The sequence below is a fragment of the Shimia sp. genome (assembly GCF_041624275.1).
Taxonomy (GTDB): Bacteria; Pseudomonadota; Alphaproteobacteria; order Rhodobacterales; family Rhodobacteraceae; genus Shimia.
The window spans coordinates 1-15,665 of sequence record NZ_JBFJVE010000013.1 but is presented as its reverse complement, the minus strand read 5'-3'; the positions used below and the strand labels follow the sequence as shown (position 1 = coordinate 15,665).

At 66.9% G+C, this 15,665-nt stretch carries 15 protein-coding genes; 8 read left to right on the top strand and 7 right to left on the bottom strand.

Translation table 11 applies throughout. The annotated features are described in order from the left end of the window. Positions 1-80: 80 nt before the first annotated feature. Together tuf and ABZD10_RS02190 are read right to left on the bottom strand one after the other, a co-directional pair. Entirely contained in the window at positions 81-1,256 is a 1,176-nt protein-coding gene (tuf, locus tag ABZD10_RS02195; RefSeq protein ID WP_372884465.1) for an elongation factor Tu, read from the bottom strand. Positions 1,257-1,517: 261 nt separating this feature from the next. Next, on the bottom strand, positions 1,518-2,123 hold the full coding sequence (locus tag ABZD10_RS02190) for a hypothetical protein (RefSeq protein WP_372884464.1): 606 nt from the start codon (positions 2,121-2,123) through the stop codon (positions 1,518-1,520). Positions 2,124-2,247: 124 nt separating this feature from the next. Between ABZD10_RS02190 and ABZD10_RS02185 the strand changes: the two genes are divergently transcribed. Next, positions 2,248-3,600 (top strand): cytochrome P450, encoded by a 1,353-nt coding sequence (locus ABZD10_RS02185; RefSeq protein ID WP_372884463.1) that lies wholly within the window; start codon positions 2,248-2,250, stop codon positions 3,598-3,600. 85 nt (positions 3,601-3,685) lie between these two features. Here ABZD10_RS02185 and ABZD10_RS02180 read toward each other — a convergent pair whose 3' ends face one another. Genes ABZD10_RS02180 through ABZD10_RS02170 form a run of 3 tightly spaced genes read right to left on the bottom strand, consistent with a single transcriptional unit; the run spans position 3,686 to position 8,460 of the window. Next, complete coding sequence (locus tag ABZD10_RS02180; RefSeq protein WP_372884462.1) at positions 3,686-4,819, bottom strand: M48 family metallopeptidase; 1,134 nt, start codon at positions 4,817-4,819, stop codon at positions 3,686-3,688. Further along, positions 4,816-6,063, bottom strand: coding sequence for a DUF898 family protein (locus ABZD10_RS02175; RefSeq protein ID WP_372884461.1), 1,248 nt, complete (start codon positions 6,061-6,063; stop codon positions 4,816-4,818). Before ABZD10_RS02175 ends, ABZD10_RS02180 begins: the two co-directional genes overlap by 4 nt. Before the next feature lie 54 nt (positions 6,064-6,117). Further along, positions 6,118-8,460: a DNA topoisomerase IV subunit A gene (locus tag ABZD10_RS02170; protein WP_372884476.1), complete on the bottom strand. Its 2,343-nt coding sequence runs from the start codon at positions 8,458-8,460 to the stop codon at positions 6,118-6,120. Between the two features lie 160 nt (positions 8,461-8,620). Between ABZD10_RS02170 and ABZD10_RS02165 the strand changes: the two genes are divergently transcribed. The 4 genes from ABZD10_RS02165 (at position 8,621) to ABZD10_RS02150 (ending at position 10,982) form a co-directional block, all read left to right on the top strand. Next, on the top strand, positions 8,621-9,229 hold the full coding sequence (locus ABZD10_RS02165; protein WP_372884460.1) for an SH3 domain-containing protein: 609 nt from the start codon (positions 8,621-8,623) through the stop codon (positions 9,227-9,229). Positions 9,230-9,289: 60 nt separating this feature from the next. Next, positions 9,290-10,123 carry an SDR family NAD(P)-dependent oxidoreductase gene (locus tag ABZD10_RS02160; RefSeq protein ID WP_372884459.1) on the top strand — a complete coding sequence of 278 codons (834 nt, stop codon included), beginning with the start codon at positions 9,290-9,292 and terminating at the stop codon, positions 10,121-10,123. 63 nt (positions 10,124-10,186) lie between these two features. Beyond that, the gene (locus tag ABZD10_RS02155; protein ID WP_372884458.1) at positions 10,187-10,405 is read left to right on the top strand and encodes a twin transmembrane helix small protein; all 219 of its coding nucleotides are present in this window, start codon (positions 10,187-10,189) and stop codon (positions 10,403-10,405) included. Positions 10,406-10,409: 4 nt separating this feature from the next. After that, complete coding sequence (locus ABZD10_RS02150; RefSeq protein ID WP_372884457.1) at positions 10,410-10,982, top strand: cob(I)yrinic acid a,c-diamide adenosyltransferase; 573 nt, start codon at positions 10,410-10,412, stop codon at positions 10,980-10,982. A 152-nt stretch (positions 10,983-11,134) separates the two neighbouring features. Here the strand turns inward: ABZD10_RS02150 and ABZD10_RS02145 are convergent, their stop codons facing one another. After that, positions 11,135-11,923, bottom strand: coding sequence for an enoyl-CoA hydratase/isomerase family protein (locus ABZD10_RS02145; RefSeq protein WP_372884456.1), 789 nt, complete (start codon positions 11,921-11,923; stop codon positions 11,135-11,137). Positions 11,924-12,212: 289 nt separating this feature from the next. On the opposite strand from ABZD10_RS02145, the gene ABZD10_RS02140 reads away from it, so the two are divergent. Further along, complete coding sequence (locus tag ABZD10_RS02140; RefSeq protein ID WP_372884455.1) at positions 12,213-12,971, top strand: electron transfer flavoprotein subunit beta/FixA family protein; 759 nt, start codon at positions 12,213-12,215, stop codon at positions 12,969-12,971. After that, complete coding sequence (locus ABZD10_RS02135) at positions 12,971-13,900, top strand: electron transfer flavoprotein subunit alpha/FixB family protein (protein WP_372884454.1); 930 nt, start codon at positions 12,971-12,973, stop codon at positions 13,898-13,900. The genes ABZD10_RS02140 and ABZD10_RS02135 overlap by 1 nt, the downstream gene beginning before the upstream one ends. A gap of 67 nt (positions 13,901-13,967) precedes the next feature. On the opposite strand, the gene ABZD10_RS02130 is transcribed toward ABZD10_RS02135, so the two are convergent. Then, positions 13,968-14,786, bottom strand: coding sequence for a DUF6473 family protein (locus tag ABZD10_RS02130; RefSeq protein WP_372884453.1), 819 nt, complete (start codon positions 14,784-14,786; stop codon positions 13,968-13,970). Between the two features lie 226 nt (positions 14,787-15,012). Here ABZD10_RS02130 and ABZD10_RS02125 point away from each other — a divergent pair. After that, positions 15,013-15,665 (top strand): 3-hydroxyacyl-CoA dehydrogenase NAD-binding domain-containing protein (locus tag ABZD10_RS02125; RefSeq protein ID WP_372884452.1); only part of this gene is annotated, 653 nt, incomplete at its 3' end.

The following is a 15,665-nucleotide window of genomic DNA, read 5'->3' as shown; positions in this document are numbered from 1 at the left end:
GAAACGAAAAAGGCCACCCCTCGGGGTGGCCTGTTCCATTATCTTCGACACGTGCTGCTCGCGCGTCTCGCGATCCTCGATTACTCGATGATCTTCGACACGACGCCCGAACCCACGGTGCGGCCGCCTTCGCGGATGGCGAAACGCAGACCGTCTTCCATGGCGATCGGTGCGATCAGCTCGACGGTGAACTTCAGGTTGTCGCCCGGCATCACCATCTCGGTGCCGGCCGGCAGAACAACAGTGCCGGTCACGTCGGTGGTGCGGAAGTAGAACTGCGGACGGTAGTTGGCGAAGAACGGGGTGTGGCGGCCGCCTTCATCCTTGGTCAGGATATAGGCTTCGGCTTCGAACTTGGTGTGCGGGGTCACCGAGCCCGGCTTGCAGAGAACCTGGCCACGCTCGACCGCTTCACGGTCGATGCCGCGCAGCAGGGCGCCGATGTTGTCGCCGGCTTCACCGCGATCCAGGAGCTTGCGGAACATCTCGACACCGGTACAGGTGGTGGTCTGGGTGTCCTTGATGCCGACGATCTCGATCGAGTCGCCGACGTTGATCACGCCGCGCTCGATACGGCCGGTCACCACGGTGCCGCGACCCGAGATCGAGAACACGTCTTCGATCGGCATCAGGAAGGGCTCGTCCACGGCGCGCGGAGGCTGCGGGATATAGGCGTCGACAGCGGCCATCAGCTCGGCGATCTTTTCCGAACCGATATTGTCGTCACGGCCTTCCAGAGCCGCCAGAGCCGAACCGGCGATGATCGGGATATCGTCACCCGGGTAGTCGTATTCGGTCAGCAGCTCGCGGATTTCCATTTCCACCAGCTCCAGCAGCTCTTCGTCGTCGACCTGGTCAACCTTGTTCATGAACACGACCATGGCGGGGATGCCCACCTGGCGGCCCAGAAGGATGTGCTCGCGGGTCTGCGGCATCGGGCCGTCGGCCGCGTTCACCACCAGGATCGCGCCGTCCATCTGCGCCGCACCGGTGATCATGTTCTTCACATAGTCGGCGTGGCCGGGGCAGTCGACGTGGGCGTAGTGGCGCGCCTCGGTCTCGTATTCCACGTGGGCGGTCGAGATGGTGATGCCGCGGGCTTTCTCTTCCGGCGCGCCGTCGATCTCGTCATAGGCCTTGAAGTCACCGAATTGCTTGGTGATCGCTGCCGTCAGAGTGGTTTTACCATGGTCAACGTGACCGATGGTGCCGATGTTGCAGTGCGGCTTGCTGCGTTCAAACTTTTCCTTGGCCATCTCGAGGCGCCTTCCATCTGGAGTTGGTGGACCCGGACGGGCCCGAATTAGAGCGCGGGCCCCGAAGGGCCCGAAACATGTTACCGCGCGCGACATATTGGGTTGCGCGGCAAAAATCAAGCGCCAGTTGCGCCGTGAAACCATGACAGCGCAAAGTCGTCCGCAAGACGCTGGGCACCGGGTACCGTGGCAGTCCGGGGATGGCAAAAACCGCCTTGCGGGGCGCCCGCTGCGACGCGCTTCAGCCCGGCGCGAGCCGCGTCACGGGGACAGGTCGGGGATCTTGGTATTGGTCTTCTTCCAGCAGTCCGCCTGCACTTCGGTCTCGGGCTCGGCGCTCATGCAGGCCCGGTTCTCGTGCAGCCATGCCTCGATCGAACGGGCGGCGTTGTGGGTCAGGTTGGCCATCTGCTCTTCGGCCGACATCGTGTAACCCGAGCCGATCAGCGAGCCACCGCTGAAGGATTCCAGCACCACGATGCTCTTGGGGTCGGCATTGAACTTGACCCCGGCGCGATCATCCCAGGCGGTGACCGACAGGATCAGCGCCGATTTCGGCGCCGCAATGATCGGGATGCCCGGCTGGGCCAGCACATAGCCCTCGACCGCGACCCCGAGGTGCACCAGCCGCGTGCCCTCGTAGCGCCCCAGCCGCGCGTCCAGCGCCGCCTTGAGGGCCGCCACCCAGTCGCCATCGCTGGCATCGCGCGACAACGGGCCCTTCACGACCTTCGGTGTCACCACGATATTGTGACCAAGCCGGAACGCCCCGAGGTCCAGCTCGGGGTCGTCGACCGCCATGGTCGTCGGCACAGAGCAGGAGATCAGCGCCACGAAGGCACTCAGCAGCAGGGCGATTCGGAACATGGTGCTCGATCCTCGAAAAAGGCTGATCTTCGGGGGATAGCCCAAGCCGGGCGGTTTCGCAATCGACTTGGGGTTTGGCGGCGGGCGCGGGGCACCCTATGTTGAAGGCGAAAGGGGAACCGCTATGGCCGATACATCGCTGCCCGCCCATGTGCCCTTCACCACCGAGCCGCTCGGGCTCTGGGGCTCGCTGAGGGCGGCGCGGCGCAACCTTCTCGAGATCCTGCCCGAACTGGCGGTGCGCCAGCCGATGGTCTCGGGGCGCACCGGGCTGCGCTGGCACATGGTGATGGAGCCCGGGGCGATCCGGCGCGTGCTGCTGGAAAACGTCGACAACTACCCCAAGTCGCGGGCCACCAAGAACATCCTGCGCCCGGCGATCGGCGAAAGCCTGTTCATCGCCGAGGGCGCCCATTGGCGCTGGCAGCGCCGGGCGGTGGCGCCGGTCTTTTCGCATCGCAACATGGCGGCGCTGGCGCCGGTGATGTCGGCCGCCGCCGACCGCAGCGCCGCGCGCATCGCCGGGGCCGGCGAGAGGGCGGTGGATTTCCTCGACGAGATGGTGCGCACCACTTTCGACGTCATCGCCGAGGTGACCTTTTCCGGCGAGGGCGCCTTCGACAGCGCCGCGGTGCACCGCGCTATCGATGCCTATATCGCCGAGGCCGGGCGGATCTCGCTGCTCGACATGCTGGGCATGCCCGACTGGATGCCCCGCCCCGGACGGCTGCGGTCGGGCAAGGTGGTGGGACAGATGCGGCGGATCGCCGATCAGGCGATCGAAGCGCGGCGCCTGCGCGGGGCGGCGGATGTGCCCGACCTGCTCGACCTGCTGATGGCCGGGCGCGACCCCGAGAGCGGGCGGCGGATGACCACCTCGGAGCTGCGCGACAACCTTCTGACCTTCATCGTCGCCGGCCACGAGACCACGGCGCTGACCCTGGCCTGGTCGCTGTATCTCTGCGCCTTCGATCCCGCCGTGCAGGCGCGGGCACGGGCCGAGCTTGACAGCGTCCTGGGCGGCAGGCCGGCGACGGCGGCGGACCTCGGGCGGCTGGTGTTCCTGCGCCAGATCGTCGACGAGGCGCTGCGGCTCTACCCGCCGGCCGGCATCCTGTCGCGCAGCGCGCGGGCCGCGGACCAGCTGTGCGGCCGCGAGGTGCGCCCCGGCGACACGGTGATGATCCCGATCTATGCCCTGCACCGGCATCGCCAGCTGTGGCAGGCCCCCGACGCCTTCCGCCCCGAGCGTTTCGCCGATCGCGACGCCATCGACCGCTATGCCTACCTGCCCTTCGGCGACGGGCCGCGGATCTGCATCGGCGCCAGTTTCGCCATCCAGGAGGCGCTGCTGATCCTCGCCACGCTCATGGCGCGGTTCCGTTTCGATCTGGTGCCCGGGCGGCCGCCCGAGCCGGTGATGATCCTGACCCTGCGGCCCGATACCGGCATGTGGCTGCGCGCGGCGGCGCTGTAGCCGGGGCGCTGCCCCACGCTGGCGTTTCCTGCGAAACGCCAGCGTTCCCCGGGATATTTCGGGCAAGAGAAAAAGGCGGCGCGTCTCAGCCGTCGCAGATGGCGCGCAGGGCCTGCCATTCGGCGGCCGCCAGCGCCGGGCGGGCGCGGAAGCCTTGGGGGGTGGCGGCGCGGGCGGCGATGATGCGCGCACGCAGGCTCGGGTGGCTGAGGAAATGCGCCGCGATCCCCTCTGCGTCGCCCTGCCCCGCCGCCATGCGCTCGAAGATGTCGGCAAGCGCCGAAGGGGCGATGCCGCTGTGTTTCAGCGCCTCATGGGCAAAGCGGTCGGCGGCGCTTTCGGCCTGCTGGCTGTATTGCGCCTCGATCAGCTGTTCGGCCAGGAACAGCACCAGCGCGCCGCCGGCGAAATCGCCGAACAGCAGCCCCAGGACCCCGATCGAACCGGCCGAGCGCAGCGCGTGGCGGGTCGGGTCGCGCGACACCGCGTGGCCGATTTCATGGGCGAAGACGGCGGCCAGTTCCTCGGCGCTTGCGGCGGTGTCGATCAGCCCGCGCATGAAGATCACATGGCCGCCCGGCAGGGCGAAGGCATTGACCATCGGATGGTCCAGCACATGGACGGTGAGCGGCCTTTCGCTGCCGGCGCCCTCCTGCAGCCGGACCCGGAGGTTTTCCAGCGCCGCCCGGCCCTTGGGCGCATCGCAGAAGGGCACCGGGTCGAGACCGCTTTCGGACAGGGCCCCGCGGATCTGGCCCAGGGTGCTGTCGCCAAGCGCATGGGCGCCTTCGGCGGGGATGTAGCGGGCCAGCTGGTCGGCCATCAGCGGCACCAGCACCAGGATGATCAGCGCCACCGAGGCCAGGGCGCCGAGCGCCCAGGCCAGCAGCCGCGGGCGCGAGACATCGACCACCCGCCGGGTCAGGGCCGGAAACCGTTTCGCCAGCAGACGGTCCTCGGTGAAGAGCCGCGCCAGCGGCGCATCGGCGCGGCGCAGCACCAGCCCCGCCCGCCGCGCCTGGTCGGGCACCAGCCGCACCTGCTCGAGCGGCCAGTCGACGGCGATCGCCCGGCCGCGAATGCGCAGGCAGCCGCCGGCTTCGTCGACCGTCAGGCGCACGTCCTGGGCGCAGGCGGTCTCGCCGTCGAAGAAAAGCCCGTCGGCGGCCGGCCAGTCGCGGCGCGGCACCACCGGGATGATGGTCGGTTCGGGGCTCATATCGCGGCCCCCACGTCCAGCGCCTCGGCAAAGCCCTCGGCCTCGGCGAAGGCATCGCGCGGGCGCTGCGCCACAAGGCACAGCCGGCCCGGATCGCGCAGGGTCAGGGTCTCGGCGAAATGGCGCCACAGCGGCATGGTGACAAAGGCATGGCGCAGTGCCGACCAGACCAGGAACAGCGAGAAATAGGCCAGCGATCCGACCAGGACCAGCAGCCCGCGCGGCAGCTGTTCGAGCGCCGCGAGATCGAGCCCCAGCTCGCCGGCCATGCCGAAGGCGACCACCAGCACGATGCTGACCGGGATCAGGAAGACCGAGGCCACCAGCCCCGCCAGCCCGTAGCCCAGCACGTAGATCCAGAACACCCGCCAGACCCGTGGCCGCGGTTCAAAGCCGATGCCGCCGGCGCGTTTGGCCTCAGTGAGACGGGCAAAGGCGAGGGTCTTGCAGGCGGCGAGCCCGTAACCGGCCCAGAGCAGCAGCGGCAGTGCCAGCAGCGGCGGCGGCGCGAGGCCGGCCGCCATCGCCACCCCGCCCGCCGCCAGCAGCAGAAGCGGCGCCAGCACCTGCAGCAGCGGCCGCAGCAGCATCGTCCACGAGCCGCCCTGCTCGAGCCTCAGATCGCCATACCAGGTGCGGTCGGTGTGGTATTTCTCGAGCCAGAACCGCATCCGTGGCCACAGGAGGCCCAGCGTCAGCAGGGTCAGCGCCCAGTGCAGGACCGCGCGCCAGGCATAGCCCCAGGCCCCGGGCTCGAGCCCGAAGCGGATGCCGCGCCAGCGGGTGCGCGCCAGCACGTAGCGGCGGGCGCGATAGCTGGCATAGAACCACAGCGGAACGATGCCGATCAGGCTGAGCAGATAGGCCGCCGCATTGCCCTTGAACAGCGAGAAGCTGAGAAACATCAGCACCAGGTTCACGATTCCGATGTAGAAGGCGAGGAAGACCACCGCGATCAGAAAGCCGAGCAGTTTTTCGAAAGGGTCGCCGACATATTCCGCCGGGATGCGGCCGATACGCACCGAGGACCAGTACCAGCGCCTGAGCCGGGTCTTCATCCAGAACCGGTAGAGCCCCAGTGTCAGAACGGTCAGCGCGCCGGTGCGCAGCGCCAGCCACAGGAGGGTGCGGCGGCGGCCGACGAAATCGCCCGGCAGGGCGGCCGCCTCGGGGGGCGCACCGCCGGCGGTTTCGGGGTCAGGGCCTGTGCGTTCCGCGCCGTGCAAGTCGTTCCGTCCGATCACCAGAAAAAGGCCACCCCCGCAGGGATGGCCTTCAGCCTAGCATTGTTTTCGGGTTCAGGTGAACTTGTGATTGCGCGGGAAACCATAGGGGGGCTTCTTGCCCACCCCGGCGCGCTTGCCCAGCCATTCGCGCATGTCGGGCTCGTGGCGGGTCTTGCCGCCGCCCATCTCCCATTTCAGCCCCTCGGCAAGGTCGAAGGTGGTCATGTCCGACAGGCCGCCATCCAGTTCCAGCGTGCCCTGCCGCCCGCGCGCCATGTTGTACTTCTGGATCCGCACCCCCTTGCCGCGCCCCATCTCGGGCAGTTCCTCGACCGGGAAGACCAGGAACTTGCCGTTCTCCGAGACCACGGCAACATGATCGCCGGCGACCGGGATGCAGATCTTGGCCCGGGCGTCGTCCTTGACGTTCAGCACCTGTTTGCCGTTGCGGGTCTGGGCGATGACATCCTTTTCGGCGACCACGAAACCGTCGCCGGCCGAGGAGGCCACCAAGAGCCTGCGCTCGGGGTCGTGAATCAGGATGTCGATGATCTCGGCCTCGTTGGGCAGGTCGACCATCAGCCGCAGCGGCTCGCCCATGCCGCGCCCGCCGGGCAGGTTGGCGGCGCTCACCGTGTAGAAACGGCCGTTGGTGGCAAAGACCAGCAGCCGGTCGGTGGTCTCGGCATGAAAGATGAACCGCGGCCCGTCGCCATCCTTGAACTTCAGCTCGCGGCCAAGGTCGATATGGCCGGCCATGGCGCGGATCCAGCCCATCTGCGAGCAGACCACGGTGATCGGCTCGCGGTCGATCATCGCCTCGAGAGGCACCTCTTCCATCTCGCCGGCCTCGGCAAAGGCCGTGCGCCGCGCGCCGCCGTCATAATCCTTGCCGAACACCCGCTTGGCCTCTTTCAGCTGTTCGCAAATGCGGCCCCATTGCAGGTCTTCGCTTTCCAGCAGGTCTTCGAGCCCGGCGCGCTCTTGCATCAGCGCATCGCGTTCGCGGATCAGTTCCAGTTCCTCGAGCCGACGCAGCGACCGCAGCCGCATGTTGAGAATCGCTTCGGCCTGAACCTCGCTCAGTTCCCCCGCGCCCTCGGGCGCCGGCAGCGGCGACGCATAGTCGTGTTCCGACGTGGCGCGCACATGGTCGATGCCCCAATCCTCGGCCATCAGCGCCGGTTTGGGGGCGTCGTCGTAGCGGATGATGTCGATCACCCGGTCGAGGTTGAGGAAGGCGATGATAAAGCCCTCGAGCACCTCGAGCCGGTGGTCGATCTTGTCCATCCGGTGTTTCGACCGGCGGATCAGCACCTCGCGGCGGAAATCGAGAAAGGCGCGCAGCACCTCCTTCATCGAGCAGACCTTGGGCGTGACCCCGTCGATCAGCACGTTCATGTTGAGGCTGAACCGCACCTCGAGATCGCTGTTGCGATACATCAGCCCCATCAGCACCTCGGGGTCGACGTTCTTCGAGCGCGGCTCGAGAATCAGACGGATGTCGTCGGCGCTTTCATCGCGGACATCGGCGAGGATCGGCACTTTCTTGGTCTGGATCAGCTCGGCGATCTTTTCGATCAGCTTCGATTTCTGCACCTGATAGGGGATTTCGGTGACCACGATCTGCCACTGGCCCCGACCCAGATCCTCGACCTCGTATTTGCAGCGCAGCCGGAACGATCCGCGCCCGGTGCGATAGGCCTGGGCGATGCTTTCCCTGGGTTCGACGATGACCCCGCCGGTGGGAAAATCGGGGCCGGGCACATAGTTCAGCAGCGTGTCGTCGCGCACGTCCGGGGTCTTGATCATGTGCAGGCAGGCATCGCACAGCTCGGCGATGTTATGCGGCGGGATATTGGTCGCCATGCCCACCGCAATGCCGCTGGCGCCATTGGCCAGAAGATTGGGGAAGGTCGCCGGCAGCACCACCGGCTCGGTCAGCGTGCCATCATAGTTCTCGCGGAAATCGACGGCGTTTTCGTTCAGCCCCTCGAGCAGCGCCTCGGCCACCGAGGTCATCCGCGCCTCGGTATAGCGCGAGGCCGCCGGGTTGTCGCCGTCGATATTGCCGAAGTTGCCCTGACCGTCGACCAGCGGATAGCGGACGTTGAAATCCTGCGCCAGCCGCGCCATGGCGTCATAGATCGCGGCATCGCCATGCGGGTGGTAGTTGCCCATCACGTCGCCCGAGATCTTGGCGGATTTTCGGAAACCGCCATTCGAGGCCAGCTTCAGCTCGCGCATGGCATAGAGAATGCGCCGATGCACCGGCTTCAACCCGTCGCGAGCATCGGGCAGCGCCCGGTGCATGATGGTGGACAGCGCATAGGTCAGGTAGCGCTCGCCAATTGCGCGGCGCAGCGGTTCCGTCACTTCACCCGTAGGGAGGTCGTCGTCGATCAGGTCAGTCATGGACATGATGTAGCTTCAAGTCCGGGGGCGGTAAAGCGAGCGACGGGGAAAAGCCGCGGATTTTTTCCATTTCAAAACCGCCCCCGATTTATGGTAAAGTTGTAGCCTATTGACCTGTTTTGATTAGACCTGAGACCTTTGCGCAGCGGGAGCAGTCCCAATGATCCGTTTTGTCTTGCTGAGTTTCGCCTTTCTGGGCTGGGCCTTCTTCGAGGTCAGCGGCGGCGGCGATTTCGCGCCCGAACCCCCCGAACGCATCGCCCGCTTCGAGGCGCTCGAGGCCGAGCGCGCCCAAGCCGCACGCAAGGCCGAGCAGGCCCGCCGCGCCGCCATCGCCGAAAAGGCCCGCCTTGCCGAGGCCGAACGCGCCGCCATGCGGATGGCCTCGCTCGACCTTGGCGGCAACGGCGCCGCCACCTCCCCCACCGCGATGCCGCCCCTGACGCGGCGGCACACGCTGGTCTCGCAGCCCGTCGCCACCCCCGAAGACCAGCGCGCCGACCTGACCCCCAGCCCCGAGGCGCTGCGCGCCGCCGAGGTCGAGGCCGCGGCGCTGGCCGAACTGGCCAAGGACGTCCGCAGCGTGCGCGGCTCGCGGGTCAACATGCGCGGTGGGCCGGGGGTCGGCTACAGTGTGCTGGCCACGCTCGGGCGCGGCGACAGGGTCGAGGTGCTACAGGATCCCGGCTCGGGCTGGGTCAAGCTGAAGGTGATCGACAGCGGTCGCATCGGCTGGATGTCGGCGCGGCTGCTGCAAAAGCAGGAGTGACCCGTTGCCATGCCGGGGCTGGCAGGATAGCCAGTCCCCATCAGCGAATGGGGCCGGCGGATGACGGGCAAATCCTTATTGATCACCGGCTGTTCCTCGGGGATCGGCTATGACGCGGCGCAGGGGATGCGGGCGCGGGGCTGGCGGGTCTTCGCCTCCTGCCGGCAAGAGGCCGACTGCCGCCGCCTGCGCGACGAAGGCTTCGACAGCCCGCGCATCGACCTGACCGACACGGCCTCGATCCATGCCGGGCTGGCCGAGGTGCTCGCCGCCACCGGCGGCACGCTGGATGCGCTGTTCAACAACGGCGCCTTCGCCCTGCCCGGCGCGGTCGAGGACCTGCCGACCGACGGGCTGCGCGAGATCTTCGAGACCAATGTCTTCGGCTGGCACGAGCTGACCCGGGCGGTGATCCCGGTGATGCGGGCCCAGGGGCACGGGCGCATCGTGCAGAATTCCTCGGTGCTGGGCTTTGTCAGCTACCCATGGCGCGGCGCCTATGTGACCACGAAATACGCCCTCGAGGGGCTGACCGACACGCTGCGCATCGAAATGCGCGATACGCCGATCAAGGTGATCCTGATCCAGCCGGGGCCGATCACCAGCAACATCCGCCAGAACGCGGTGCCGCATTTCGAACGCTGGATCGACTGGAAGGCCTCGGCCCGCGCGGCCCAGTATCGCGACAGCCTGCTGAAGCGGCTCTATGCCGGCGACCTCGGCCCCGACCCCTTCGAACTGCCGCCCGGGGCGGTGACCGCCAAGCTGGCCCATGCCCTTGGCGCCGACCGTCCGCGGCCCCGCTACCGGGTGACGACCCCGACCCACCTGTCCAATATCGGCCGCCGCCTCTTGCCGACCCGCGTGCTGGACTGGATCATCGCCCGGGGCTGACGCCCTGTTCAATCGCCCGCCGGCGTCCTAGAACATGGTGACAAAGCCAACAGGAGACGAATCATGAACCCAAACGGCCTTGCCAGTGATCCCCTGTTCTGGGTCGTCGCCGCCGCATCCCTGGCGGTGCTGGCGATCCTCGTGATCGGCATCGGCGGCTTTGCCAAGGGGGGCGATTTCAACCGCAAGCACGCCAACAAGCTCATGCGCTGGCGCATCGGCGCGCAGCTGGTGGCGGTGGTGCTGATCCTGGCCTTCGTCTGGCTGCGCAGCAAAGGATAGAACCATGGTGGTCCTCAACAAGATCTATACCCGCACCGGAGACAAGGGCACCACCGCGCTCGGCAATGGCGACCGCGTCGCCAAGCATGACGCGCGGGTCAATGCCTATGGCACCTCGGACGAGCTGAACGCCACGCTCGGGCTGGCCCGGCTCCATGCCGGGGGCGAGATGGACGCGCGCCTCGCGGCCATCCAGAACGACCTCTTCGACCTCGGCGCCGATCTCTGCCGCCCCGACCTCTCGGGCGATGCCGAGGCCGACTACCCGCCGCTGCGCATGGTCGCCGCCCAGGTGACCCGCCTCGAGACCGAGATCGACGCCATGAACAAGGGGCTGAGCGCGCTGCGCAGCTTCATCCTGCCCGGCGGCTCGGCCCTGTCGGCGCATCTGCACCTCTGCCGCACCGTCGCCCGCCGCGCCGAGCGGCTGGCCACCGAACTGGCCACCGTCGAAGAGGTCAACCCGCATGTGGTGACCTATCTCAACCGGCTCTCGGATTGGTTCTTCGTCGCCGCGCGCGTCGCCAACGACAATGGCGCCGGCGACGTGCTGTGGGTGCCCGGCGCCAACCGGTAGGACACCGCGTCGTTACGCGCCATCTTGAACCGGCCGCTTGAACCGGCCGCCTTTTTCGCCGCTGCGCGGGGCACTGAGCCGGGCAACCACACATGTCCGCGATCGCGCCGCGCTGGGTGATCTCGGGCTGCCCCGTCGCCGCGGGCGCCCCCTCAGCGGCCCTTGAACACCGGCTTCTGCTTGGTCAGGAAGGCGGCGATGGCATTGGCCGAATCCTCGGAATTGGCGCATTTCATCTGGTATTCGCTTTCCATCAGCGCGATCTGCGCGTGGCTCTGGGTATGGGCGGCGCGCATGATTTCCTTGGCATATGACAGGCTGAGCGGCGCCCGCTCGGCCAGAGTTGCGGCCCAGGCCCGGGCCTCGTCCAGCAGCACCGCATCCTCGGCAAGCCGGTTCACCAGCCCCATCTCGAGACAGGCCTCGGCCCCCAGATGCTGCGCCTCGACGATCATCTCCAGCGCCCGTTTCGATCCCATGTGCTGCAACAACAGCCAGCTCAGCCCGCCATCCGGCACCAGGCCGATATTGCTGAAGGGCGCGAAACAGGTGGCGCTGCGGGCCATGATCGCCAGATCGCAGGTCAGCGCCACCGACAGGCCGACGCCGCCAGCAACGCCGTTGATCGCGGCGATATAAAGCTTGCTGCTGCCGGCGATGGCATCAAGGATCGGCTTGTAGTCGCGCACCGAAATGTCGAACATGCCCTTGCGGGTGGCGAAATCTCCCAGCTCCTTGAGATCGGTGCCCGAGGTGAAGGAATTGCCCGATCCGGTCAGCACCACCACCCGCACCGCCGCGTCGGCCTCGGCCTCGGCCTGTGCCGCGCGCAGCGCCAGCCTCAGGTCATGGTTCATCGCGTTCATCGCCTTGGCGCGGTTCAGTTGGATCGTCGCGACATGGCCGTCGACACCGTAAGTCACCAGCGGGGCATCACCCATTTCGGATCTCCTGTTTTTGCGGTTCGTGCCATCAAAACCCGAAACGCCGGCGCGCGCCTAGGGCCGGGCGACGGCGACGTTGGGGCATTTCGCCCTGCCCCGACGTCAGCCAGAGTTCGCCGCCGCAACATTCCTGCAAAATTCACCTGCCAAATCGTGGAACGCGACGTCGTCGTGCGGAGACATGACGATTTTGCGCTGTTTATGACAGGCGCAAGATTATATCACGTCCGGGAGAGCAAATCGCCGAGTCGTTTCGCGGCTCACCATTTGAAGGAGTCTTACGCCCATGAAGGTACTCGTACCTGTGAAGCGCGTGATTGACTACAACGTGAAAGTCCGCGTGAAAGCGGACGGGAGCGGTGTCGATCTCGCCAATGTCAAAATGTCGATGAACCCGTTCGACGAGATCGCCGTCGAAGAGGCCATCCGCCTCAAGGAAGCCGGCAAGGCCGACGAAATCGTCGCCGTCTCGATCGGTGTCAAACAGGCCCAGGAAACGCTGCGCACCGCGCTGGCGATGGGCGCCGACCGCGCCATTCTGGTGGTGGCCTCCGAAGACGTGCACCAGGATATCGAACCGCTGGCCGTGGCCAAGATCCTGGCCAAGATCGTTGCCGAAGAAGCCCCGGGCCTCGTGCTCTGCGGCAAGCAGGCGATCGACAATGACATGAACGCCACCGGCCAGATGCTGTCGGCGCTCTTGGGCTGGTCGCAGGGCACCTTTGCCTCGGAACTCGACATCGACGGCGACAGCGCCGTGGTGACCCGCGAAGTCGACGGCGGTCTGCAGACCATCAAGGTCGCGATGCCGACCATCGTCACCGTCGACCTGCGCCTGAACGAGCCGCGCTATGCCTCGCTGCCGAACATCATGAAGGCCAAGAAAAAGCCGCTGGATGAGAAGACCGCCGCCGATTACGGCGTCGACGTCACGCCGCGCCTTGAAATCGTTTCGACCACCGAACCCGAAGCCCGCGCGGCCGGGATCACCGTGGGCTCGGTCGACGAGCTGGTAGAGAAACTCAAAGAAGCGGGGGCTGTGTAATGGCTGTTCTTCTTCTCGCAGAAGTCAACAACGGCGAACTGGCGCTGGACGCCACCGCCAAGGCCGTGACCGCCGCCAAGGCGCTGGGTGACGTGACCGTTCTGGCCGCGGGTGGTTCGGCCGCCGCAGCCGGCGAGGCCGCCGCCAAGATCGACGGCGTGGCCAAGGTTCTTGTCGCCGAAGACGAAAGCCTCGGCCACCGTCTGGCGGAATCGACCGCGGCGCTGATCGTGTCGCTGGCCGGCGATTACGAGCACATCGTTGCCCCCGCCACCACCGACGCCAAGAACGTGATGCCCCGCGTCGCGGCACTCTTGGACGTGATGGTGATCTCGGAAGCCACCGAAGTGGTCGACGCTTCGACCTTCGTGCGCCCGATCTATGCCGGCAACGCCATGCAGACCGTGAAGTCGAACGACGCCAAGAAGGTCATCACCTTCCGCACCTCGACCTTCGACGCCGCCGGAACCGGCGGTTCGGCCTCGGTTGACACCGTGGGCGCGGCCGAGAACCCCGGCCTGTCGTCCTGGGTCGAAGACAAGGTTGCCGCAAGCGACCGCCCCGAGCTGACCTCGGCCGGCGTCGTCGTCTCGGGCGGCCGTGGCGTCGGCTCGGAAGAGGACTTTGCCCTGATCGAAGGTCTCGCCGACAAACTCGGCGCCGCCGTCGGTGCCTCGCGTGCCGCCGTCGACTCGGGCTATGCCCCGAACGACTGGCAGGTCGGCCAGACCGGCAAGGTCGTGGCCCCCGACCTTTACATCGCGGTCGGCATCTCGGGCGCCATCCAGCACCTTGCGGGCATGAAGGACTCGAAGATCATCGTCGCCATCAACAAGGACGAAGAAGCCCCGATCTTCCAGGTCGCCGACTTCGGCCTCGGCGCCGACCTCTTCGACGCGGTTCCGGAACTGACCGAGAAACTCGGCTGATCCGACGCCGGGCGCCGCCCGGCCCACGTGACACGACCGGACCCGCCCCGCCTTGGGGCGGGTCTTTTCATGCCAGCGCCGCGACCAGCGCCGCCGCCGCCTCGGCATGGGCCAATGGCCCCAGCATCCGCCGCGCCGACATCTTTTCCATCTCGTCATAGACCATGCCCCTGCTGCCCTGTTGCAGGGCCTCGGCGCTGGCCACCACCTCGACAAGCCCGCTGATCTGGGGCCGCAGCGTGTCGACCATGGCCCGGTCAATGAACAGCGGATCACCGCCCAGCCCGCTGTTCGGCGGCAGGTTTTCCGGCGCCTGGGCGGTGAACCAGAGCAGGTGCTTGCGCCCGGGGATGCTGTTCAGCAGCAGCCGCATCCGCGCCACCCAGGCCTGGCGCAGCTCGTCGCGCAGCAACAGGTAACGCTCGGGCGCCCGGGCGCTGAGCGTGCCCAGCATGTGGCGGGTGAAATGGAACTCGGTGAAGTCGATCTCGGGAAACACCGATTTCATCACCGGGCTGGCATCGAGAAAGCGGTCGTTGCGGCGCGGATGCACCCGGTAGAAACGGTTCGACATGTTGTGGGCGCCGAGGATCTGCACCACCACCACCTCGGCCCGCTGCGCCACCTCGAGCACATGGGGGTCGCCGAGAAAGGCATCGACCCCGGCGTTGACACAGCCGAAATTGACGCAGGTGCGGCCGGTGGCCTCTTCGACCAGGGCCGGAAAGGGGCGGGCGAGAAACTTGCCATAGGTCTCGGTACCGCCGATGAACAGCGTGTAGCGCCCCGACAGGTCGCGCCTTGGCCCGCGGAACATCAGCCGCGCATCTCCGTATCGGCAGGGCTGGTAGTCCAGCCTGCCGCGCCCAAGTTTCTCAAAGGACATCCGGCCCCCCTTTCGTTCACCCGCGACCGAGGCTGCCCGATTCCCCTTTCCAAACCGTCAAGCTTCGGGATTGTCTCAAGTTTTCGACGAAATCCGCCCGCAGAAGCGGCCGCGCGCGCCGCCGCAGGCCCGGCCGGCGGTCAAGGCGTCGCTACAGCGCTTTCGCCCCTTGCAGCGACCCGACGGGCGGGCTTATGGTCGGACAACAAAAAAGGGCCGGATCATCATGGAAATCAAATCAATCGGGATCGTGGGCGCAGGGCAGATGGGCAACGGGATCGCTCACGTGATGGCATTGGCCGGTTACGAGGTGCTGCTCAACGACATCAGCCAGGAGGCGCTGGACGCGGCGGTGGCGAAAATCGCCAAGAACATGGAGCGCCAGGTCGGGCGCAACCTGATCACCGCCGACGCGCAGCAGGAGGCGATGGAGCGTATCAAATGCGTTCTCGACCTGCCCGAGATCGCCGCCACCGACCTGGTGATCGAGGCCGCCGCCGAACGCGAGGACATCAAGCACAAGATCTTCGATACGCTGGTGCCGCATCTGGCGCCGCATACGATCTTGACCTCGAACACCTCGTCGATCTCGATCACCCGGCTGGCCAGCCGCACCGACCGGCCGGAGAAGTTCATGGGGTTCCATTTCATGAACCCGGTGCCGCTGATGAAGCTGGTCGAGCTGATCCGCGGCATCGCCACCGACGAAGAGACCTACCAGACCTGCCTCGGCATCGTCGAGCGGCTCGACAAGACCGCGGCCTCGGCCGAGGATTTCCCGGCCTTCATCGTCAACCGGATCCTGATCCCGATGATCAACGAGGCCTGCTACACGCTTTACGAAGGCGTCGGCAACGTGGCCTCGATCGACAATGCGAT

What these genes read in the sequence shown, in the direction of transcription:
- tuf (WP_372884465.1), bottom strand. Translation starts at nt 1,256, where the DNA reads ATGGCCAAGGAAAAGTTTGAACGCAGCAAGCCGCACTGCAACATCGGC.
- ABZD10_RS02190 (WP_372884464.1), bottom strand. Translation starts at nt 2,123, where the DNA reads ATGTTCCGAATCGCCCTGCTGCTGAGTGCCTTCGTGGCGCTGATCTCC.
- ABZD10_RS02185 (WP_372884463.1), top strand. Translation starts at nt 2,248, where the DNA reads ATGGCCGATACATCGCTGCCCGCCCATGTGCCCTTCACCACCGAGCCG.
- ABZD10_RS02180 (WP_372884462.1), bottom strand. Translation starts at nt 4,819, where the DNA reads ATGAGCCCCGAACCGACCATCATCCCGGTGGTGCCGCGCCGCGACTGG.
- ABZD10_RS02170 (WP_372884476.1), bottom strand. Translation starts at nt 8,460, where the DNA reads ATGACTGACCTGATCGACGACGACCTCCCTACGGGTGAAGTGACGGAA.
- ABZD10_RS02165 (WP_372884460.1), top strand. Translation starts at nt 8,621, where the DNA reads ATGATCCGTTTTGTCTTGCTGAGTTTCGCCTTTCTGGGCTGGGCCTTC.
- ABZD10_RS02160 (WP_372884459.1), top strand. Translation starts at nt 9,290, where the DNA reads ATGACGGGCAAATCCTTATTGATCACCGGCTGTTCCTCGGGGATCGGC.
- ABZD10_RS02155 (WP_372884458.1), top strand. Translation starts at nt 10,187, where the DNA reads ATGAACCCAAACGGCCTTGCCAGTGATCCCCTGTTCTGGGTCGTCGCC.
- ABZD10_RS02150 (WP_372884457.1), top strand. Translation starts at nt 10,410, where the DNA reads ATGGTGGTCCTCAACAAGATCTATACCCGCACCGGAGACAAGGGCACC.
- ABZD10_RS02145 (WP_372884456.1), bottom strand. Translation starts at nt 11,923, where the DNA reads ATGGGTGATGCCCCGCTGGTGACTTACGGTGTCGACGGCCATGTCGCG.
- ABZD10_RS02140 (WP_372884455.1), top strand. Translation starts at nt 12,213, where the DNA reads ATGAAGGTACTCGTACCTGTGAAGCGCGTGATTGACTACAACGTGAAA.
- ABZD10_RS02135 (WP_372884454.1), top strand. Translation starts at nt 12,971, where the DNA reads ATGGCTGTTCTTCTTCTCGCAGAAGTCAACAACGGCGAACTGGCGCTG.
- ABZD10_RS02130 (WP_372884453.1), bottom strand. Translation starts at nt 14,786, where the DNA reads ATGTCCTTTGAGAAACTTGGGCGCGGCAGGCTGGACTACCAGCCCTGC.